We start from the raw sequence: 20,217 nt of genomic DNA, 5'->3' as shown, positions 1-20,217 counted from the left end.
ATTTCGCAACCTTACTGCTAGGGTGGCACGGCGGCATCAGGATTCGGCGCACCTGTACTCACTGCCGTCTACAAGCAACGTGGTTTCGATTTTCTCCGCCTCCAGGAGGATCGGCATGGCAGTCGCGTTCTACGGTCAACGCTTTGCAAGCAAGCGCCGTGTCTGTCGGAGAACGCCATGACGCCGTTCGCAATCTTGATGCTGCTTGTTGCACTGTGGGCCTTGTGTCACTTCTGGCTTGTGCCACTCAGCAAAGATCGATGGAAGGCGGTCGATCTTCGAGAAAAAATGGCCCGTGCAGGCAGCCTGGTCGTGCTGGAGAGAGTCCGGGATCTATCGGGGATAGGGGCCATCGTTATTTTCACCGTGATCCTGCTCGTATGGGCATGCGGTTTCCTGGCCACAAGCACCAGCGTCGTACCACAAACGGTTTTTGACTCAGCACAATCGATCTATGAAGTGACCCGGGAAATCGGCAGCCAATACGGCACAACGCTGGGCATCCTCGGTTTACTCGGCGCCGGCCTTTCGTTGTATTTTGCCGCGCGCCAGGCACGCGAGCGTGTTGCTCAGGCCTGGAGCACCAAAGCCCAGCAGCTGCATGACACACTCATCGAAGACCCCTCCCTGCTGGAAATAGCTCGCTCGGACCCGGAACTCAGTCCACTGGTTGCCAGGCTCGATGAGCTGGTTGAACGCCTGGTCGCACACGAAAGCGGCACGCAAGACGCTGCGCTGTCCCATGATGAGCTGGAGCAAACGCATAACCAGGTCTCAGAAGTGCTGTCGATTCTGGCGGTCGAATGGGCGCGCAAAGACCTCAATTTCGAAGAGGCGGTGACCCGTCCAACCGAACAAGAAACCTTGCAGCCCCCTGGTCGCTGGCGGCGCCTGTTGCGCGTGTTTTCCAGCGAGCGATTGGGCAAAGATCTCGGCCTGGTGAAGAAGCCGCTGTCTTACATCACCACAGCACTGCTCATTCTTTCTCTGATGGGCTGGAGCGCCGAACCACTGGCCAACAGCATGCAATTGATGGTGAACAACCTGCGGATGAATGCGGCAGATCAACACGCCCAGCGTGAGATGGAAGAAGCGCTGTCGGCAATCCCCCCGACGCTGACGCCCAACTCCGAGCCAACCGAGCAAAATGCTTTTGCCCCCACCGTCCAGGCCGCCACCCGACTTGTCGCTCGGGCGGCCCTCAGTGAACTGACACGCAGCACGGCCCTTGAGCAATGGGTGCAGGTAAAGCGTTCAAACCGCAGTGAGTCCGAGTTTGTCCGGGCTGCCTTGAACGAGCAACGCATCGAAGTACCTGCCAATGCCGACAGCGCGACGAAAGCCCGGAGGGAAGTTGCAGCGACACTCGGCGATGTTGTCGAGGACAAGGCAGGCTTTGCTAATGCACAAAAACAGATCGAGCAAGCAATAGAACCCTCTGTCGCTCGCCTCAAACAGGAAAACCCAAAGCTCTTCGAAAAATTAATCGCGACGCTCGAACGCCGTTACGGCACCCCGATCGCACCGCTGGATGCACAAGGAAAACTGATTGCCCAAGTACTGGACGAGGCCTTTGGGGCCACAGATGTCAAACCCACGACAGAATTGGGCAAACAAGCGCAAAAACTGGTTAAAGACCTGGGCAATAACGCCGTCAGGACCTGGACAGAAACCTGGGCGAAGAACTGGGTGACCGAAGCACTCATCAGCGCCGCCCGACCTAATGTTTTGGCCGTGGCGGCGCGTCAGGCTTCCTTTGACGCAACAGACGACGTTCGCAATCTGGTCAGGTCGCTGATGAATGCCGAAGGCCAGGGCTGGACTTCAAACCCTTTAGCCCTGCGCGAAGCAAAAGTCGCTGAGGCGGTCAGTGCCAAGGTGGCTGAGTTTCATCAGCCCGAAATGAAAGCGGCATTGGCTGAACGCCTGGGTGGCTATGATCAACTGTTCCCCAGTGACTTGCAGGACAGTCCCTCCCCTCACGGCCGCAGTATGGGTGGTAACGCCACACCAAACGCAGGTGGCGCGTACGCCGCAGACCGAACATTCAATCGCACACGGGCCACCAACTTTACGGTGGCTTCAAAAAGCTTTCGTGTGCGGGGGGTATTGATCGGCCAGGACACTCACCCGGCCGGGATTGACGCCAACCAGATTCGCTGGACCCTTCAACCGGCATCAGGCGGCACAACAACCAAAGTCACCTTGGAGATCCTGTCGAATGATCGTTGGGTGAATCTGGGCGTCTATGATGCGGCAATCGTCAACCAGGCTCTGCGCTACGCATCAGATGGTCGAGTGGTGGCCGTCACGATTGCTCCGGGTGACGGCAAAATGATCCGTCGTGTGACGTTCACTCATCCCGTGCTGACCGACACGCCACTGGGGTGCAGAGTGGTAGAAGCCGATCGAATTATCGACACGTTCAGCTTCTCCAACAGCCTTCCCAACAACATGAAGAACCTGTCATCGGACCGACAACAGACCAGTCGCTGGTTGCGCATTGTCAATCTGACAGAAGCGCTGGCGACGCTTGCCCCCAATGCGGAATGTCCCAAAAAGCAAATCGACAAGTTGATGTCAAAAGATGAGGTCGAGGCGGCGCCAATCACCCCTGCGCTGCGAAAGTCGCTGGAAGCTTTCACGACCCAACACGAACAGAAGTTGTCAGGCTCCGGACGTATCCTCGACACCGCACAAACCTGCATGCAAGTCAGCAATGCTCAACTGAGCACCTGCTTGTGCGAAAAAGCCAAAGGTATAGGCCTGCCGGATCAGTACTGGTTTGCTGAGGATCACACCTCTCAGTTTCGTGAGCGTGCGGTGTCAGCCGGAAAGGACTGGTCATGGATGAAACGTTCCCCTGACCATCTTGGAAACATCGACCTTTGGGTGCACACAACCTTCTCACTTCGAAACGCGCAGGTTCCCGGAGAAGTGACCGACGAAACGACCGCCACTGCGTTGGATTTTCCTGCGGAGGAACTCCAGCAATTGCGCCAGGAAGTCTCGAGCCGTCTGCCAGCTTATGTGAAAACGCAGTTGAAAAGTCCTTCGTACGGCGACTTCATGGCGCCGCTGGAAGACTTCGTGCTACTGCAGCGCTTCTTTCGTACCGCCCTGGCAGGTGGCCTTGGGCAAGATTTCCCAGTGATTCAGCTGATCGATCTGGAGCGCGAAACACGCAACTTTGTCCCCTACCAACCCACCATCCGCTGGGAAGAAGTACCTGAAGCCAAACTGATGGAAGCCCTTGGACAGACGGACCCCGAAGCGCAGGAAAATTATAAGCGTTGGTTTCAGGATTATTTTTTACGTTTGGCGACCGATCAGGCCATGTGTGATCGCGTGTCGAAATGACAGGAATCACCGTCGACCGGTTCAGGCCACAAATACCAAGGCCAACATCAATCTAATGTGGGTTTTGTGTTGGATGGTTTCAAACCTGCACCTGCACCACCTCGATCCCCAGCCGTCGATAATCCTCGACGTTGCCCGAGGCCACCTGCTGCTCAGTGATCAGCGTATGCACCCGGTCACACGGCGCGACCACGAAAGGCTCCACCGCCCCCAGTTTGTCCGCCGTGGTCACGGCCACCACATGAGAAGCGCTGGCGAGCATCGCCTGTTTCACCGGCACTTCATCGAAATGCAGGGAGCTGATGCCGACGTCCGGGTGAATGGCGCAAACCCCAGTGAACAGCACGTCAGCCTTGATGCCCTCGATCAGCCGCAGGGTTTCGTGACCGCTGGCAGACATCGTCGCGGGATTGAGCTGACCGCCCGCCACAATCACCTTGATGCCTTTGTATTCAGCCAGGGTGATCGCAATCATCGGCGAGGCGGTGACGGCCGTGATGGCAATGTCCGAGGGCAGCGACCGGGCAATCTGTAGCGTTGTGCTCCCCGAATCGAAAATGACAATTTGGCCATCCTGCACCCGGCGCGCAGCCAGTTGCGCCAAGTGGGTTTTCACCTCATCGGTTTCACTGACCCGAGTGAAAAAATCCTTGCCGGTGTCCTTGGGTCGCGGCAGCGCCCCGCCGTGCACCCGCTGCACCAGACCGGCAGTGGCGAGCTCCGACAGATCGCGGCGAATGGTGTCTTCGGAAACGGCGAAATGCTGACTCAGCTCCGAGGCCATGACCTTGCCGTCGCGTTCGAGGATCAGGAGGATTTTCTGCCGACGTAGATGAGGGAGTTCCGCTGCTGAATGCTGCTCGTGCATGTTTTTGCCTGTTTGTGCATGATGATGCGTGTTTAAGCAAGATTAGCCAAAGTCTGATCCGAACACAATTGGCAGAAGGCTTTCTGGCAAACTCCGCCGACGCCTCCCTCCAGATCAGTGACCCCATGCTTTTTTCCCTTGTATCGAACGGCTCCCCTCTCCCGCCTGAACAGCCTGATGCCACCGTTCCCTGGTGGAGTTTTACCAAGACCGTATTGGCCGCTGCCGCACTGGCGTTGGTGCGCGATGGCTTGATCGGGCTTGACGACTTGGTACCTGAAGGCCCCTTCACCCTGCGCCAACTGCTGCGACACGAGGCCGGGCTGGCGGATTACGGCGAGCTCGCCGACTACCACGCCGCCGTTGCCCGCCATGAAACACCCTGGTCGGCTGATGACATGCTGCAACGTCTTGACGCCACCCGGCTGCGCTACCTACCGGGAGACGGTTGGCGCTATTCGAACGTCGGCTATCTGTTTGTCGCCAGACTACTTGAACGGGTGACTGGCCTCGCGCTGGAAGAGGCTCTTGCTCAACGCGTGTTTTCACCTCTCGGCTTATTTCGTGTACGCCTCGCAAAATCACACGCCGATCTGGACGGTGTGAACATGGGCGCTGCGCCAACCTACGACCCAGGCTGGGTTTATCACGGCCTGCTCGTCGGCCCGCTGGAAGAGGCCGCTCTTTGCCTGGACCGCCTGCTGGCCGGCCAATTCCTGCCCCACGCACTGCTGCAGGAAATGCAAACGACACGCGCACTCGGCGGACCGATTCCCGGGCGTCCGTGGATGTCACCGGGTTACGGCCTCGGTTTGATGCAAGGTCCGGTGGAAGGTGGCTTGATCTTGAGCGGACACACCGGCGGTGGCCCGGGCAGCGTAATCGCGGTTTACCGATGCGCGAAGGACGATGCCAGCGCGTGTTGCGCAGTCTTCTGTGAAGGCGACAACGAAGGCGCTGTTGAAGCAGCGGCCGTGGGCCGTTTGTCGGCAATCCTGATGGAAAAACCCATGTAAAGGCGCCCCTGCGCGCCGCGCAGAACCGACGTCATCATCAGACTAAAATCAGCGTCTGGTCTGGGGCTCGGACTGGCCGCACCCGCCTATCCCCGTGCCCATGCCCAACCCGCTCCCGCAGGGGATCGAGGGCATGCCGAGCCAGAGCGAGGCACCGAACGAAATGGGGCAAAAGCGCTTTGGTTACTTTCGCGCTTTTCGAAAGTGACCCGCCGTAAGGGCGGAACCATCAGTGGCCGTTACCGCAGGAATGGATAGGCACACCGGCGCCTCAACGCCGATAAACATCCAACAGCACCTGCAACGGATGGCGCAGGGTTTGATCAGACAGACGCTTGACCTGACTGCGGCACGAGTACCCCGTGGCCAACGCCTCTCCCTGTTCAATCGGAGCCGCGACATGGCCAGCCCAAGACTGCTCGAAGATCGTCACCGACGTGGCTTTGTTCCGCGCCTCATGGCCGTAGGTACCCGACATGCCGCAACACCCCGTCGCCTGCGTCGTCAACCGCAGCCCCGCGCGCTCGAACACCTGCTCCCACTGGCGGGTACTGGCAGGCGCATTGGTCTTCTCGGTGCAGTGGGACAACAGACGGAAACCAACATCCGTCATCTGCCCTGACCGTTCTGGCAAAACAGCCAGCAGCCACTCTTGGAGCAGGCCCACTGACGGACAGTTTTCGATACCCGGCACCTTGAGGTATTCCTGGCGGTACACCAGCGTCATCGCCGGGTCCAGCCCCACCAGAGGAATGCCAAAACTCGCCAGTACTCGCAACTGATCGGCACTGCGCACCGCCGCACGATTGAAGGCTGCCGAAAATCCCTGCACCTGCAGCGGCTTGCCATTGGGGCTGAACGGCGCCAGGTAAACCTGATAGCCGAGCCGGGAAATCAGCTCGATCAGGTCCACCAGCAAAGGCGTCTCGAAATAACGGGTAAACGCGTCCTGTACCAAGATGACGCTACGGGCACGCTGCTCCTCGCTGAGCGACGACAGCGTTTGCGGTGTCGCCAAGCGCACCTGCCAACGCTGCATCGCTCCGTGAAAATCGAAGCGGCTGAGCAACGGACTGTCCACCATCCCGGCATGCCGTTTCAAAAGCCAGCTCGTGAAATTAGCCCCCATCAGCGCGTTGTACACACCAGGAATCCTCGCCATGTACGGCACGGTGTATTCGAGTGAAGCAATCAGGTAATCGCGCAGCGGGCGCAAATAACGGGTGTGATAGAGCTCCAGAAAACGCGAACGAAACTCCGGCACATTGACCTTCACCGGGCATTGTCCCGCGCAGGATTTACACGCCAGGCACCCCGCCATGGCGTCGTACACCTCATGGGAAAAGTCCTGCGCGCCGTTGCGTTGTGCCCGGCTATTGCGCCAACGCCGGGCGAGACCGCTGAAAAAAGCAGGTTGGCGACAGGCGTCCGACAGCACATCAATACCGGCCTCGCCTTGCAGACGCAGCCATTCGCGAATCAGCGCAGCCCGGCCCTTGGGCGAATGAATGCGCTGGCGAGTGGCTTTCCACGACGGGCACATGGCGTCATCGGGATCAAAGTTGTAGCAGGCGCCATTACCATTGCAGTGCATCGCCGTGCCATAACTTTTCCAGACCCGCTCATCGATCTGCCGATCCAGATCACCTCGCAGCGGCACTTCGTCGACTTTCAGCAACTTCGCCGTAGAGGAAATCGGCGTCGCGATCTTGCCGGGATTGAGTTGATTGAATGGGTCGAACGCCCCTTTGAGCGCTTGCAACGAAGCATAGAGTTCGCCAAAAAATGCAGGCGCATATTCCGAGCGCAGGCCTTTGCCATGTTCGCCCCACAGCAAGCCGCCATAACGCTGAGTCAGCGCTGCAACGCCATCGGATATCGGCCGGACCAGCGCCGCCTGAAGCGGGTCTTTCATGTCGAGGATGGGCCGCACATGCAACACGCCGGCATCGACATGGCCAAACATGCCGTACTGCAAGCCATGGCTGTCCAGCAGATCGCGAAATTCGGCAATGTAGTCGGCCAGCCGCTCAGGGGGGACGGCGGTGTCTTCCACAAAGGGCTGTGGCCGCGCTTCGCCCTGAATATTGCCGAGCAGCCCGACTGCCTTCTTGCGCATGCCGTACACCTTGGTGACCGCCGCTTGCCCGACGGCCAAGGTGTGCCCCAGGCGTTCGACGCTCGTGTCGACGGTTAGATGCTCGATAAAAGCCGTCACCCGCACCTGAAGTTCTTCGGCATCGTCGCCACAGAATTCGACCAGGTTGATGCCCAGCGTCGGTCGCTCGGCACTCGTCGGAAAATACTCCGCCACGCCGTGCCAGACGATGTCCTGCATGGCCAGCAACAGCACTTTCGAATCGACAGTCTCGATGGACAACGGTTTGTGCGCCAACAACGCACGAGCATCGCGCAAGGCGTCCATGAAACCGGCGTAGCGGATATTGACCAGCATCGTGTGCCGGGGAATCGGCAGCACATTCAGTTTGGCCTCGACCAAAAACCCCAACGACCCTTCAGCGCCGCACAGCACGCTGTTGAGGTTGAAGCGGTTGTCGGCTTCGCGCAAATGGGCCAGGTCGTAACCGGTCAGGCAGCGGTTGAGGTCCGGGAACCTTGCCTTGATCAAGTCGCCCTGCTCTTCCGCGATGCGCCGGGCACAGCGATAAACCTCACCGACACGGTCCTGGCGGGCGCACTCGATTGCCAGTTCAGCCTCATCCAACGGACGGCCATTCAAGTGCTCGCCACCGCGCAGAATGGTGTTGAGTTCAAGCACATGGTCACGGGTCTTGCCGTAGGTGCAACTGCCCTGGCCACTCGCGTCGGTGCTGATCATGCCGCCAATTGTCGCGCGATTGGACGTGGACAGTTCCGGCGCAAAAAACAGCCCGGACGCCTTCAACGCGGTGTTGAGCTGGTCCTTCACGACACCGGCTTGCACCCGCACCCAACGTTCCTCGACGTTGATTTCCAGAATGCGATTCATGTGCCGCGACACATCGACCACGATGCCATCGGTCAATGACTGGCCATTGGTTCCGGTGCCCCCGCCGCGTGGGGTAACGGCGACTTGTTCGTAACCGGGTTCGGCCATCAATCGGGCAATGCGCGCCACGTCATCGGCGTCCAGGGGGAACACCGCCGCTTGCGGCAAACGCTGATAGATCGAGTTATCGGTGGCCAGGACAACGCGGCTCGCGTAACCGTCGCTGATCTCACCTTTGAAACCGCTGGCAGCCAGGTCCGAAAGAAACTGACGGTAGTTCGACGTCAATGCAGTGGAAGGCAAAAGCTGAGCGATCATCGTGGTGGGTCTCGGGTCGAAATCAGGTCAATCAACGAAGAACACTTGTAGGCAGCGAATGATTACGCCAGTCTCCTTCGTCACAGAGCGCCAATGTTCATTGGATACGACGCTCACCACAAACGAATATTGCACCCGACATTGATGACTAAAACGAATGAATCCCAGACTGCTGACTCCCTCCATGTCGCTGCTGCTGGCGTTTGATGCCGCCGCGCGACACGAAAGCTATACCCGTGCGGCCCAAGAGCTGTCCCTGACCCAAAGTGCGGTCAGTCGCCAGGTGCAAACCCTGGAGAAGTTATTGGGCATGCGTTTGTTCAGTCGCGAAGGCCGACAAGTTATCCTCACCGACGTTGGCCGCATGTATCAGCGCGAACTGGGCGAAGCGCTGGGGCAGATTCGCAGCGCCACCCTTCAGGCGATGGCCTTTCAATCAGGCATTCATAGCCTGCGCCTGGCCACCTTGCCGACGTTTGGCTCGAAATGGCTGTTGCCACGCTTGAAGGATTTTTACACGGCGCACCCCGGCATGACCGTGCACTTGCACTCGCGCATTGAGGCCATTGATTTTGATACCAGCGAAATCGATGCGGCGATTTGCGTGGGCAGCGGCGACTGGCTCGGCCTGACCGCGCATCGGCTGCACACTGAAGAGTTGGTGGTGATTGCCAGCCCGCAACTGACCAAGACACAACGGATAGAAGCCGAACAACACATTACCGCTCAGCTCCTGCTCAATGTCAGCAGCAACGCGCAGGCCTGGGCCGAGTGGTTTTCCCACCATTCCCTGCCCCATCGATCAATGCGCATCGGCCCCAGTTTCGAAATGACCTCGCACTTGATCCAGGCGGTGCGGGTCGGCATTGGCATCGGCCTGGTGCCGCGCATTCTGGTCGAGGATGAACTGCACAACGGTGAACTGGCCTGCCTGGGTGAGCCGATCATCAGCCGCCGCAGCTACTACCTGGTGTACCCGACCCGCAATGAAACCCTGCCCTCGTTGAAGGCCTTTCGGGACTGGTTGATGCAAACGCTGTAACAACACAAACCAATGTGGGAACAGGCTTGCTCGCGAAAGCGGTGTGTCAGGCACATTTATATCGACTGACACACCGTCTTCGCGGGCAAGCCCGCTCCCACAAGGGATTTTCAATCACCACAAATTGGGTGTTCGGCGCAGATCAAATGTGGGAGCGGGCTTGCTCGCGAAAGTGGTGTATCAGCCAACGGCAATGCTGACTGACACTACGCCTTCGCGGGCAAGCCCGCTCCCACAAGGGATTTTCAATCACCACAAATTGGGTCTTCGGCGCAGATCAAATGTGGGAGCGGGCTTGCTCGCGAAAGCGGTGTATCAGCCAACGGCAATGCTGACTGACACTACGCCTTCGCGGTGCAAGCCCGCTCCCACAGGGGATCGGTAGGGTCATCGTGGATCGATCTCGCCGTCCCTCTCTGCATTGTCCGTTTCTTCGCGCACTCTTTCCGGGTCCATGGTGGTGGAGTCATCCTCGTCCATCGGAATGGCACCTTCGTTATCGGGCAGTTCGTCGATGCCCGGTTCATCGTCCGGGTTGACGGTGGTTCGGCCGGGACTCAGGGGCTCGGGATGGGTGGGCATCGGGTCGTAGCCACCCTGTTCTTCGCTGGGATACTTTTCTTTGTTGGAGAAGGTTGGATCAGTCATTTAGGCACCTCGCATGGAGCCGTACAGTCGGACTCTGATCATTCGAGGTGCCGGTATTTATCGCCGTTCCAATTTTTCAGTCACCGCTGGTCGGTGGCTGGACACGGCGCGTCAGGATGACGCCTGGAGTTGTTTGACGATCTTGTCCTTGACCTGCAATCGCTGTTCCTTGAGCTTTTTCAGAGTGTCGTCGCTGGGGGCATCCGATTGGGCGGTTTCAGCCTTGACCACCTCGGCGTCCGCCTGCGAATACTTGTTGATCAGTGAATCCAGTAACGGATCCTTGGTGCGTTTTTGCTGGATAACTTCCTTTGGAATGTTCAGGTCCAGATAAAGGTTGTGTGGCACCGGCATGGAACACCTCCGTTTGTTGATCGGTGGCAAACGCGAATCGATTGCGCTCACCAACTATCAGAATGGCCTTGGTTAGCCGGTTCTGTCGACCGCCTATCAGACCAGTGGCGCCCGTTCGTCGTCCTGTCGCAAATGCGATAAAACCTTTGTCCGCTCGTCGCCCTCCACAGATTAACGATCACTCGATCGCCCATGAAAACTTGTGTGGAGAATAACCAATGGACGGATTTACCCTGCGCCACCTGACTCTGGCCGTCGCCTTGAGCACCAGCATGGGCATGGCCTGCGCTGCCACCTCCAATGACTTCGTCGATAAAGCGGCCGCGGGCGGTATCGCGGAAATCGAGACCAGCCGATTGGCCCTGGAAAAAAGCGCGTCGGCCGACATCAAGGAATTCGCCAACATGATGATCACAGATCATTCACAGGCCAACGACGAACTGGCCGCGTTGGCGAAAAAGAACGACATCGAGGTGCCGGACACCACGACGCTGGTCAAGCAGGCGAAAGAGAAAATCCTCGACATGCGCGACGAGTCCTTCGACGCGGCCTACGCCAACAACCAGGTGAAGGCCCACGAAGAAACCATCGAGTTGTTCAAGAAAGAAGCCAACACGGTGACGGACGACAAAGTCAAAGGTGCCACGGAGCTGAAAGGTTTCGCACAAAAAATGTTGCCGGGTCTGGAGAAGCATCTGGAGATGGCGAAAAAACTCCAGGCCGCCCATCCGAGCAAATAACTTCAACCCAAAAAAAAGGCCGCATCAATGGATGCGGCCTTTTTCTGAGTCCGGGTTTAACCGCCATCGGTGTCAATGTCGGCGTCGGTGTCGTCGCTTGGCTTCGGCCGGTCCGGATTCGGTTTGAAGCCAGGGCTGAACTCATTGTCGTTATCGGTGTGGCGGTTCTTCTGGTCGACCGCCTCATCGGCACTTTCCGGGGCCGCGGTTTCTCCCTGGCGTTGACTGCCGGGTTCACCCGGAACCTTGGGGTCAATCGCCGGATCATTTCTACGGACCGTAGCCCCCGTTTGATCCTGCTCCTGCGTCATCGGTTCTTCTTTCATAAGTACCTCATTCATCACGGCATGTGCGCGGCTGAAACAGTCGGCCTTGTAGATTCGAAGCCTTGCGGCACGCAACGTTCCATCAAATGGATCACTGTCCCTGCAGGAGCCGGCAGCGCCTACTAGAGTCCATAGGCACCGAATGAAAAAAACCTGGCAGAACAACCAACTATTTCATACGGCAAATGTCACTGATTTGACCGGTCGTTTTTTGGGGAACCGGCCCACACTTTCAAGGAGTCAACGTCTCATGGCGGCACTGCAAACCAGTACACTCGATGCGATAAAAATAAACCAGGCGCAACTGCTCGCCGAATGGACAAACCGCCTCGAGGCCAGCGGTGCCACGCGCAATCTGAAAGAGCAGGAGCTGAAGCAGCAGACATCGGAGTTTCTGCAACTGATCATTACAGGCCTCGAACACGGCAACAGCCAGAACGTTGCGGCCACTGGCTGGGATGAAATCCGACAGTTTCTCGAAAAGCTTTCCCATAGCCGCGCCCTCCTCGGCCAGGACTCGCACCAGACCGCCAGTTTCATTTTTGCGCTCAAAGGCCCGCTGTTTGCGCTGCTGCAAAATCACTATCAAGACAATCCGGCGCTGCTGGCTGAACAACTCTGGGAAGTTTCCGAACTGCTCGACGCCTTGGGCATGCATACCATCCGCACCTTCCAGAAGTCCCGCGAAGCGGTGATCAAGCGCCAGCAGGAAGAGTTGCTGGAACTCTCGACCCCGGTGGTCAAGCTCTGGGACGGTGTATTGGCACTGCCGATGATCGGCACCCTCGACTCACAACGCACGCAGGTCGTGATGGAATCGCTGCTGCAGCGCATCGTCGACACCGGGTCGGAAATCGCCATTATCGACATCACCGGTGTGCCGACCGTCGACACCCTGGTGGCGCAACACCTGCTCAAGACCGTTACCGCCATTCGCCTGATGGGTGCCGATTGCATCATTAGCGGCGTACGCCCGCAGATTGCCCAGACCATTGTGCATCTGGGGCTGGATCTACAGGGCGTGGTGACCAAGGCCAACCTGGCCGATGCCCTGAAACTGGCGCTGACGCGGCTGGGACTGACTGTCAGCAAGGCGGTCTGAGCCGATGGAGCGCATTCCGATTTTGCAGATGGGCGACTTCCTGCTGGTGACCATCCAGGTCGACATGCATGACCAGTTGGCCCTGACCCTCCAGGACGACTTGTCCGAGCGCATCAGCCGCACCTCGGCCCGCGGGGTACTGATCGATATCTCCGCGCTGGACATGGTGGATTCGTTCATCGGCCGAATGATCGGCACCATCTCCGGGCTGTCGAAAATCATGGATGCCCAGACCGTGCTGGTGGGCATGCAGCCGGCGGTGGCCATCACACTGGTGGAACTGGGCCTGACCCTGCCCGGCGTCAGCACGGCGCTGAACGTCGAGCGCGGCATGAAACTGTTGCAGGACCGAGTACGCGAACAATGACCGTGCGCAGCAGCGGCACTCACCCGATTCACATCGAACAGGACGTGGTCCTGGCTCGGCAGATGGCGCGCAAGCTGGCCACCGAGTGCGGCATGCGCCTGATCGACCTGACCAAACTGGTGACCGCCGTCAGCGAGCTGGCGCGCAATACCATGGTCTATGGCGGTGGTGGCGACATGGACTGGCAAATCCTCGACGAGAACTCGCGCATCGGCCTGCGCCTGACCTTCCGCGACGAAGGCCCCGGCATCCCCGACATCAAACTGGCCATGACCGACGGCTGGACTTCCGGCAGCGGCCTTGGGCTGGGCCTGACCGGGGCCAAGCGTCTGGTGGAAGAGTTTGAGCTCGATACCGCGCCCGGCAAAGGCACTCGCGTGACGATCACGCGATGGACATGAACATTGGCGGTTCCATCACCCAGGTGCTGCCGATCGAAGACACCAGTCAGATCGGTCATGCTCGGCGCTTTGCGCAAAAACTCGCGGAACAACACGGCTTCGACGCGACCGATGCCGGGCGTGTGGCGCTGGTGGCCACCGAACTTGCCAGCAACATTCTCAAACACGCCACCCGGGGTGAATTGCACCTTCGGGTGTTGCCCCGCGCTTCAGGTGCTGGCATCGAAATACTCGCCATCGACCGGGCCCAGGGCTTCGACTTGCAGGCGTGCCTGACCGACGGATTTTCCACCGGGGGCACCCAGGGCATCGGGCTGGGGGCCGTGTCTCGCCAGACCGAAGTGTTCGACGTCTATGCCGACTCACGGGGCGCCGTGTTGCTGACTCGGTTGTATCCGCGCAGTGACAAGGCGCCGGATCGACGGATCGGCGTCAGCCAGCATTCGTTGCACAACGACCCCGCTTGCGGCGATGTCTGGCACCTGGCGTTTGACGGAACACACATCAGTGCCCTGGTGATCGACGGACTGGGGCATGGCGAAGAGGCCGAGCGTGCGGCTCGGGCTGGGGAAAAAACCTTTGCCCTGTCGCCGTTCGCCTCACCGACGCTGCTTCTTGAAGACATTCATCACGCCATGACCGGCACCCGCGGCGGTGCCTTGGCCATCGCGCAGTTCGACGGCAGCAGCGATGCACTGAGATTCGTCGGTATCGGCAATATCGGTGCCTGCTTGATCGCCGTGGACAAATCCCGGGGCCTGGCCTCCCACCCCGGCATCGTGGGTGGCCAGTATCGAAAGGCGCAACCCTTTGACTATGCTCAAGTGAACGGACAGCTATTGATCATGTACAGCGACGGCCTGCAGTCCCGTTGGAACCTGCAAGATTACCCCGGCCTGGTGCATCGCCATCCCGCCGTGATTGCCGCCATTCTGCACCGCGACTTCTGCCGTGGACGGGACGATGTCACGGTGTTGGTCATTGCCCTGGAGGCAGCCCATGGCTGAGACACCCATGAGTCAGGTTGACGAACAAGCCGCGCTGATCGCGCAATTGCAGGGCGAAGCCAACGCCCTGCGCGAAGAACTGGATGAAACCAATCAGGGCGTGTTGGCGTTGTACGCCGAACTCGATAACCAGGCTGAACAGTTGCGTCAGGCCTCGGACCTCAAAAGCCGTTTCCTCTCGTACATGAGCCACGAGTTTCGCACGCCGCTGGGCTCGATCCTGAGCATCACCGGCCTGTTGACCGATGAGCTAGACGGGCCTTTGAGCCCCGAGCAGCATAGGCAGGTGGCCTTCGTCAGCGGTGCCGCCCGCGAGCTGAGCGACATGGTCGACGACCTGCTCGACCTGGCGAAGATCGAAGCCGGGCGCATCACCATTTCGCCCGCCTGGTTCGACATGTTTGACCTGTTTTCCGCCCTGCGCGGCATGTTTCGCCCGATTGTCGATGCCACCGCCGTGGACCTGATTTTCGAAGAGCCAGTCGGCCTGCCCCGGCTTTACACCGACGACAAGAAACTCGCGCAGATCCTGCGCAATTTCATTGCCAACTCACTGAAGTTCACCACCCGCGGCGAAGTCCGTGTTTCGGCACGGCTGGAAAACAGCACCCACGTGCGTTTCGCCGTCAGCGACACCGGAATAGGTATCGCCCCGGAGCTACATGGCGCATTGTTCGAGGACTTCTCTCAGGTCGATTCCCCCTTACAAAAACGTCTTCGCGGAACCGGTCTCGGACTGTCCCTGTGCAAACGCTTCTCGGCGTTGCTGGGTGGCGAAGTCGGGGTCCAGAGTACGCCGGGGATCGGTTCGACCTTCTTCGTGATCATCCCGCTGGCCATCGCCATGGAGCCCGCCGATGAAACGTGACACGCGCCTGCTGATTGTCGACGACAACATCGCCACACGCTACGCCCTGCGTCGGCGCCTGGAACGCCATGGCTACGAGGTGCTCGAAGCCGGCACCGGCACCGAGGGCCTGGTGTTGATCGACAGCGTCGCGATCGACGCCCTGATCCTCGACGTCAACCTGCCGGACATGAGCGGCTTCGACATCGTGCGCAAGCTGCGCTCCGAACCCGCCACCGCCCTGCTGCCGGTGATTCATGTGTCGGCGGCCTCGATCCAGACCGGCGACATCATTACCGGCCTCGACGCCGGCGCCGATGCCTACCTGATTCACCCGGTGGACCCGGATGTGTTGCTGGCGACCCTGCGCACCTTGCTGCGGGTACGCGAAACCGAAAATGCCCTGCGCGAAAGCGAGGCTCGGTTCAGAGAAATCTTCGTCAATGTGTCGGCGCCCATCGCGGTGCTGGATGCGCAGCTGAAAGTGCACGAATGCAACCATGCCTTCTCTCAGCTGATCCAGGACAACCTCGACGCGGACACCCTGCGCGAGTGCTTTGCCGAGGATCAGCGCGCGATCATCGACGAACTGCGCCTGCGCCTGGCCTATGGCGAGCGCTGGAAAGGCACCCTGAGCATGCGGGTGCAAGGCGAGGTGCGCGACACCGAGTGGCAGATTTCGCCCTACCGCACACCGGAATTGAGCCTGGTGTTCGTCGAGGATGTCACCGAACACCGTCACCGCGAACGCTCGCACCTGGCGCGGCTGGACGATGCCACCACCCAGTTGGCTAAGGAAGTCGCCGAGCGTGTTCGCACCGAAGCGCAGTTGCTGCAAGTGCAAAAAATGGATGCACTGGGCAAGTTGACCGGCGGCATCGCCCATGACTTCAATAATTTGCTGACCGGCATCATCACCAGCCTGGAGCTGATCCAGAAACGCATCGCCGCCTCGCGCACTGACAAGGTCCAGTTTTACACGGAAGCGGCCTTGAGTTCGGCCATGAGCGCCGCTTCCCTGACCCATCGCCTGCTGGCTTTCGCCCGCCAACAACCGCTCGATACGCGACCGGTGGATATCAATGAGCACGTGCGTTCCCTTGAGGATCTGCTGGGGCGGACCATCGGCGAGCGCATCGCCCTGAAACTGGAATTGACCACCAAGTCTGCCATCGCGCTGGTCGACCCGATTCAGCTCGAAAGTGCCATGCTCAACCTGGTGATCAACGCGCGCGATGCCTTGCCCCAGGGCGGCAACATCTGGGTCAGCACCTATGCCGCCTATTCCCACGGCGACCCTAATCTGGCCGATGGCGCGTACGTTGCCTTGTCGGTGCGCGATGACGGGACCGGCATTGAACACAGCGTGATCGACAAGGTGTTCGATCCGTTCTTCACCACCAAACCGCTGGGCCAGGGCACCGGGCTGGGGCTTTCGTCCATCTACGGCTTCGCCCGGCAATCGGGCGGCGATGCGCACATCCGCAGCGTGGCCCGGCGCGGCACCGAAGTCACCATCATGCTGCCAGCCAGCTCCGACCCCACGGCCGCCCAAGCCGAACCGGCGGCGGTGGATCATCAGGGCTCAGGCGAACACGTGCTGATCGTCGAGGACATGCCATCGGTGCGGATGTTCGTCGCCGAAGTATTGGTCGATGCCGGTTATCGCTGCACTCAGGTGGGCGACATCGAAAGTGCCCTTGAGCGCCTGCAGAACGATGAGTCCATCAACCTGCTACTGACGGACGTCGGGCTGCCGCGCATGAGCGGTCGCGAGTTGGCGGATGTCGCGCGCGGCTGGCGCGAAGGGTTGCCGATCCTGTTCATGACCGGCTACACCGAAACCGCGATCAACCGTCAGGTGTTCCTGGGCGACGGGATGGAGATGCTGATCAAGCCGTTCCAGATCAGTGAGCTGCTGGGCAAGGTACGGCGCACGCTCGACGGCGCCTGACAGACCGATTCGCGAGCAAGCCCGCTCCCACACTGAATTTGTGCCATCCACAAATCCCCTGTGGGAGCGGGCTTGCCCGCGAAGGCGCCCGCGAAAACACCGCCGACTCAAACAGAGCCGAGAACCCTGGCCAAAAACGGTCCCGTCCGGCTCTTTTTACTGCCGGCAACTTTCTGCGGCGTCCCGCTGACGACAATCTTCCCGCCCTGATCCCCCGCCCCCGGACCGATATCGATCACCCAGTCACTCTGCGCCACCACACGCATTTCATGCTCGACGACGATCACCGTGTGCCCCGCTGTCACCAGCGTATTCAACTGTTCGAGCAAACGATCGACGTCCCGAGGGTGCAACCCGGTCGTCGGTTCATCCAGCACGTAGAGCGTCGCCCCACGCTGGTTGCGCTGCAATTCGGTGGCCAGTTTGATGCGCTGGGCTTCACCGCCCGACAACTCGGTCGCCGGCTGGCCGAGGCGCAGATACCCCAGGCCGATATCGCGCAGCACCTCCAGAGAACGGCGAATGCCGGGTTGTTCGGCGAACACCTCGACAGCTTCGTCCACCGTCAACTGCAACACCTGGGCGATGCTCAAGCCTTGCCAGGTGATCGCCAGCGTCTCGGGGCTATAGCGGGCGCCATGGCAAGTCGAACATGGCGCATAAACGCTGGGCATGAACAGCAACTCGACGCTGACAAAGCCCTCGCCCTCGCAGGTGGCACAGCGACCCTTGGCGACGTTGAAGGAAAATTGCCCGGCGTCGTAACCCGCGGCTTGTGCCTCAGGAGTTGCGGCGTACAGCTTGCGCACGTTGTCGAATAGCCCGGTGTAGGTTGCCAGGTTCGAGCGCGGCGTGCGGCCGATGGGTTTCTGATCGACTTGCACCAGGCGCTTTACCGATTCCAGCCCCGCAGTGACCTGCCCACCGCTGACTTGCGGCGCATCGTCCTCAAGGCTCAGCTCTTGCGACTCGCTGTCACTCGCCGCGCGCCCGAGGTGCGCACCGACCAGTTCGAGCAACGCCTGGCTGACCAGGCTCGACTTACCGGAACCGGAGACACCGGTCACCGAAGTGAAACAGCCCAATGGAAACTCGGCGCTGAGGTTATTCAAGTTATTGCGGGTGATGCCTTCGAGTCTCAGCCAATCGCTCGGCTTGCGGCTGACCCGTGGCTGGGTGACTTGCTCGGCGAACAGGAAGGCGCGGGTCTGGGAGTTCGTTACCTCGGCCAATCCTGGCGGCGGCCCGCTGTATAGAATCCGGCCGCCATGCTCGCCCGCCGCCGGGCCGACGTCGATCAGCCAATCGGCACGGCGCATGGTTTCCAGGTCATGCTCGACCACAAACAACGTATTGCCCGCGGCTTTCAAGCGTTGCAGGGCTTCGAACAGCGCCTCGCCATCCGCCGGATGCAGGCCGGCCGACGGTTCATCCAGTACGTAAATCACGCCGAACAACTGCGAACCCAATTGCGTCGCCAAACGCAGGCGCTGCAACTCACCGGACGACAGGGTCGGCGTGCTGCGCTCCAGGGCCAGGTAACCGAGGCCCAGGTCGGTCAGGGTGCTGACCCGCTCCAGCAAATCCTGGGCAATCCGCTGCGCGGCCAGGCGTTTTTCCACCGACAGGTTCGGCGTGTGGCGCACATCCGGTGCATTGGCGTGGCCACTGGCACCGTGGGCGACGCGCTGCTCACGGGCCTCGCGGGTTTGACGGTGGGTCAGCACTTCACCCGCTTCTTCCGCCTGTTCGAGGTAACTGTGCGCCGCCACTGGCTTCAACACGTCGGCCACTTGCAGCAACGGCATCTGTGACAGTTCACCGATGTCGTAACCGGCAAAGGTCACCGACAACGCCTCGCGCTTGAGTCGTTTGCCGTCGCACAACGGGCACGGTCTGCCGAGCATGAATTGCGAGACGCGCTTCTTCATCAACGCGCTTTGGGAATGGCTGAAAGTGTGCAGGATGTAGCGTCGGGCGCCGGTGAACGTGCCCTGGTAACTCGGTTCCATTTTGCGCTTGAGCGCGACTCTGGTTTCTTCGGGGGTGAGCCCGGCATACACCGGAACCGTCGGCGTCTCTTCGGTGAAGAGAATCCAGTCGCGCTGCTTTTTCGGCAGATCGCGCCAGGGTTTGTCGACGTCGTAGCCCAGGGTCACCAGGATGTCGCGCAGGTTCTGTCCCTGCCAGGCCGTGGGCCAAGAGGCGACGGCGCGCTGGCGAATGGTCAGGCTCGGGTCGGGGACCATCAGGGCTTCGGTCACTTCATAAACCCGACCCAAGCCATGGCAATCGGCGCACGCGCCCTGGGGTGTGTTGGGCGAGAAATCTTCAGCGTACAGCATCGGCTGTCCCGGCGGATAACTGCCGGCCCGGGAGTACAGCATGCGGATCAGGCTCGACAGCGTCGTCACGCTACCCACCGACGAGCGCGTACTCGGCGTGCCCCGCTGTTGTTGCAAGGCCACGGCGGGCGGCAGGCCTTCAATGGAATCAACATCCGGCACCCCGACCTGATCGATCAGCCGCCGCGCATACGGCGCCACGGATTCGAAATAACGGCGTTGCGCTTCAGCGTAGAGGGTCGAAAACGCCAGGGACGACTTACCCGAGCCGGACACGCCGGTGAACACCACCAGGGCATCACGAGGGATATCGACGTCAACGTTCTTGAGATTGTGTTCCCGGGCGCCGCGCACCCTGACCATGCCGGAGGGAGGGTTGGAGGTGCGCTTTGACGTCATCGGGTGGCCTTAATTAGATAGCTGAAAAAACACCGGTCCAGTGTGGGAGCAGGCTTGCTCGCGAAAGCGGTAGACCAGGCAACATCTCTGTTGAATGTTAAATCGTCTTCGCGAGCAAGCCCGCTCCCACCTTT

Annotated in this window: 16 protein-coding genes; 10 read left to right on the top strand and 6 right to left on the bottom strand. The window is 60.0% G+C overall.

All coding sequences use genetic code 11. From position 1 onward, the window contains the following. Positions 1–177 precede the first annotated feature (177 nt). A complete protein-coding gene (locus ACA055_RS12585; protein WP_497683920.1) occupies positions 178–3,360 on the top strand; it encodes a hypothetical protein in 3,183 nt (1,060 codons plus the stop codon). 79 nt (positions 3,361–3,439) lie between these two features. On the opposite strand, the gene ACA055_RS12580 is transcribed toward ACA055_RS12585, so the two are convergent. Next, positions 3,440–4,228: a DeoR/GlpR family DNA-binding transcription regulator gene (locus ACA055_RS12580; protein ID WP_497683919.1), complete on the bottom strand. Its 789-nt coding sequence runs from the start codon at positions 4,226–4,228 to the stop codon at positions 3,440–3,442. 125 nt (positions 4,229–4,353) lie between these two features. Between ACA055_RS12580 and ACA055_RS12575 the strand changes: the two genes are divergently transcribed. Then, positions 4,354–5,244 carry a serine hydrolase domain-containing protein gene (locus tag ACA055_RS12575; RefSeq protein WP_497683918.1) on the top strand — a complete coding sequence of 297 codons (891 nt, stop codon included), beginning with the start codon at positions 4,354–4,356 and terminating at the stop codon, positions 5,242–5,244. Positions 5,245–5,515: 271 nt separating this feature from the next. On the opposite strand, the gene ydiJ is transcribed toward ACA055_RS12575, so the two are convergent. Then, positions 5,516–8,551 carry a D-2-hydroxyglutarate dehydrogenase YdiJ gene (gene ydiJ / locus ACA055_RS12570; protein WP_497683917.1) on the bottom strand — a complete coding sequence of 1,012 codons (3,036 nt, stop codon included), beginning with the start codon at positions 8,549–8,551 and terminating at the stop codon, positions 5,516–5,518. 157 nt (positions 8,552–8,708) lie between these two features. On the opposite strand from ydiJ, the gene ACA055_RS12565 reads away from it, so the two are divergent. Continuing rightward, positions 8,709–9,593 carry a LysR substrate-binding domain-containing protein gene (locus tag ACA055_RS12565; RefSeq protein ID WP_497683916.1) on the top strand — a complete coding sequence of 295 codons (885 nt, stop codon included), beginning with the start codon at positions 8,709–8,711 and terminating at the stop codon, positions 9,591–9,593. Between the two features lie 387 nt (positions 9,594–9,980). Here ACA055_RS12565 and ACA055_RS12560 read toward each other — a convergent pair whose 3' ends face one another. Beyond that, positions 9,981–10,241 carry a hypothetical protein gene (locus tag ACA055_RS12560; protein WP_497683915.1) on the bottom strand — a complete coding sequence of 87 codons (261 nt, stop codon included), beginning with the start codon at positions 10,239–10,241 and terminating at the stop codon, positions 9,981–9,983. A gap of 111 nt (positions 10,242–10,352) precedes the next feature. After that, complete coding sequence (locus ACA055_RS12555; RefSeq protein WP_123410673.1) at positions 10,353–10,595, bottom strand: HP1242/YdcH family protein; 243 nt, start codon at positions 10,593–10,595, stop codon at positions 10,353–10,355. Between the two features lie 218 nt (positions 10,596–10,813). Here ACA055_RS12555 and ACA055_RS12550 point away from each other — a divergent pair, with 218 nt between their 5' ends. Next, on the top strand, positions 10,814–11,335 hold the full coding sequence (locus ACA055_RS12550) for a DUF4142 domain-containing protein (RefSeq protein WP_497683914.1): 522 nt from the start codon (positions 10,814–10,816) through the stop codon (positions 11,333–11,335). A gap of 56 nt (positions 11,336–11,391) precedes the next feature. On the opposite strand, the gene ACA055_RS12545 is transcribed toward ACA055_RS12550, so the two are convergent. After that, positions 11,392–11,661 (bottom strand): hypothetical protein, encoded by a 270-nt coding sequence (locus ACA055_RS12545; RefSeq protein ID WP_497683913.1) that lies wholly within the window; start codon positions 11,659–11,661, stop codon positions 11,392–11,394. A 250-nt stretch (positions 11,662–11,911) separates the two neighbouring features. Here ACA055_RS12545 and ACA055_RS12540 point away from each other — a divergent pair, with 250 nt between their 5' ends. From ACA055_RS12540 to ACA055_RS12515, 6 genes are read left to right on the top strand one after another with little or no spacing between them, the layout of a single operon-like run. After that, positions 11,912–12,763 carry an STAS domain-containing protein gene (locus ACA055_RS12540; protein WP_497683912.1) on the top strand — a complete coding sequence of 284 codons (852 nt, stop codon included), beginning with the start codon at positions 11,912–11,914 and terminating at the stop codon, positions 12,761–12,763. A 4-nt stretch (positions 12,764–12,767) separates the two neighbouring features. Beyond that, positions 12,768–13,130 (top strand): STAS domain-containing protein, encoded by a 363-nt coding sequence (locus tag ACA055_RS12535; protein WP_217870352.1) that lies wholly within the window; start codon positions 12,768–12,770, stop codon positions 13,128–13,130. Beyond that, positions 13,127–13,531, top strand: a complete 405-nt coding sequence (locus ACA055_RS12530; protein WP_497683911.1) for an anti-sigma regulatory factor — start codon at positions 13,127–13,129, stop codon at positions 13,529–13,531. Before ACA055_RS12535 ends, ACA055_RS12530 begins: the two co-directional genes overlap by 4 nt. Beyond that, the gene (locus ACA055_RS12525) at positions 13,528–14,538 is read left to right on the top strand and encodes an ATP-binding protein (RefSeq protein WP_497684399.1); all 1,011 of its coding nucleotides are present in this window, start codon (positions 13,528–13,530) and stop codon (positions 14,536–14,538) included. Before ACA055_RS12530 ends, ACA055_RS12525 begins: the two co-directional genes overlap by 4 nt. Beyond that, on the top strand, positions 14,531–15,406 hold the full coding sequence (locus tag ACA055_RS12520) for a sensor histidine kinase (protein WP_497683910.1): 876 nt from the start codon (positions 14,531–14,533) through the stop codon (positions 15,404–15,406). Before ACA055_RS12525 ends, ACA055_RS12520 begins: the two co-directional genes overlap by 8 nt. Continuing rightward, positions 15,396–17,339 (top strand): PAS domain-containing hybrid sensor histidine kinase/response regulator, encoded by a 1,944-nt coding sequence (locus ACA055_RS12515; protein ID WP_497683909.1) that lies wholly within the window; start codon positions 15,396–15,398, stop codon positions 17,337–17,339. The genes ACA055_RS12520 and ACA055_RS12515 overlap by 11 nt, the downstream gene beginning before the upstream one ends. Before the next feature lie 107 nt (positions 17,340–17,446). Here ACA055_RS12515 and ACA055_RS12510 read toward each other — a convergent pair whose 3' ends face one another. Further along, the gene (locus ACA055_RS12510; protein WP_497683908.1) at positions 17,447–20,083 is read right to left on the bottom strand and encodes an excinuclease ABC subunit UvrA; all 2,637 of its coding nucleotides are present in this window, start codon (positions 20,081–20,083) and stop codon (positions 17,447–17,449) included. Between the last annotated feature and the right edge of the window lie 134 nt (positions 20,084–20,217).

It is taken from the genome of Pseudomonas sp. LBUM1657, assembly GCF_059716075.1.
This window is presented reverse-complemented; position numbering and strand designations above follow the sequence as displayed.

What these genes read in the sequence shown, in the direction of transcription:
- ACA055_RS12510 (WP_497683908.1), bottom strand. Translation starts at nt 20,083, where the DNA reads ATGACGTCAAAGCGCACCTCCAACCCTCCCTCCGGCATGGTCAGGGTG.
- ACA055_RS12525 (WP_497684399.1), top strand. Translation starts at nt 13,528, where the DNA reads ATGAACATTGGCGGTTCCATCACCCAGGTGCTGCCGATCGAAGACACC.
- ACA055_RS12565 (WP_497683916.1), top strand. Translation starts at nt 8,709, where the DNA reads ATGAATCCCAGACTGCTGACTCCCTCCATGTCGCTGCTGCTGGCGTTT.
- ACA055_RS12555 (WP_123410673.1), bottom strand. Translation starts at nt 10,595, where the DNA reads ATGCCGGTGCCACACAACCTTTATCTGGACCTGAACATTCCAAAGGAA.
- ACA055_RS12575 (WP_497683918.1), top strand. Translation starts at nt 4,354, where the DNA reads ATGCTTTTTTCCCTTGTATCGAACGGCTCCCCTCTCCCGCCTGAACAG.
- ACA055_RS12540 (WP_497683912.1), top strand. Translation starts at nt 11,912, where the DNA reads ATGGCGGCACTGCAAACCAGTACACTCGATGCGATAAAAATAAACCAG.
- ACA055_RS12560 (WP_497683915.1), bottom strand. Translation starts at nt 10,241, where the DNA reads ATGACTGATCCAACCTTCTCCAACAAAGAAAAGTATCCCAGCGAAGAA.
- ACA055_RS12545 (WP_497683913.1), bottom strand. Translation starts at nt 11,661, where the DNA reads ATGAAAGAAGAACCGATGACGCAGGAGCAGGATCAAACGGGGGCTACG.
- ACA055_RS12520 (WP_497683910.1), top strand. Translation starts at nt 14,531, where the DNA reads ATGGCTGAGACACCCATGAGTCAGGTTGACGAACAAGCCGCGCTGATC.
- ACA055_RS12530 (WP_497683911.1), top strand. Translation starts at nt 13,127, where the DNA reads ATGACCGTGCGCAGCAGCGGCACTCACCCGATTCACATCGAACAGGAC.
- ACA055_RS12585 (WP_497683920.1), top strand. Translation starts at nt 178, where the DNA reads ATGACGCCGTTCGCAATCTTGATGCTGCTTGTTGCACTGTGGGCCTTG.
- ACA055_RS12515 (WP_497683909.1), top strand. Translation starts at nt 15,396, where the DNA reads ATGAAACGTGACACGCGCCTGCTGATTGTCGACGACAACATCGCCACA.
- ydiJ (WP_497683917.1), bottom strand. Translation starts at nt 8,551, where the DNA reads ATGATCGCTCAGCTTTTGCCTTCCACTGCATTGACGTCGAACTACCGT.
- ACA055_RS12580 (WP_497683919.1), bottom strand. Translation starts at nt 4,228, where the DNA reads ATGCACGAGCAGCATTCAGCAGCGGAACTCCCTCATCTACGTCGGCAG.
- ACA055_RS12550 (WP_497683914.1), top strand. Translation starts at nt 10,814, where the DNA reads ATGGACGGATTTACCCTGCGCCACCTGACTCTGGCCGTCGCCTTGAGC.
- ACA055_RS12535 (WP_217870352.1), top strand. Translation starts at nt 12,768, where the DNA reads ATGGAGCGCATTCCGATTTTGCAGATGGGCGACTTCCTGCTGGTGACC.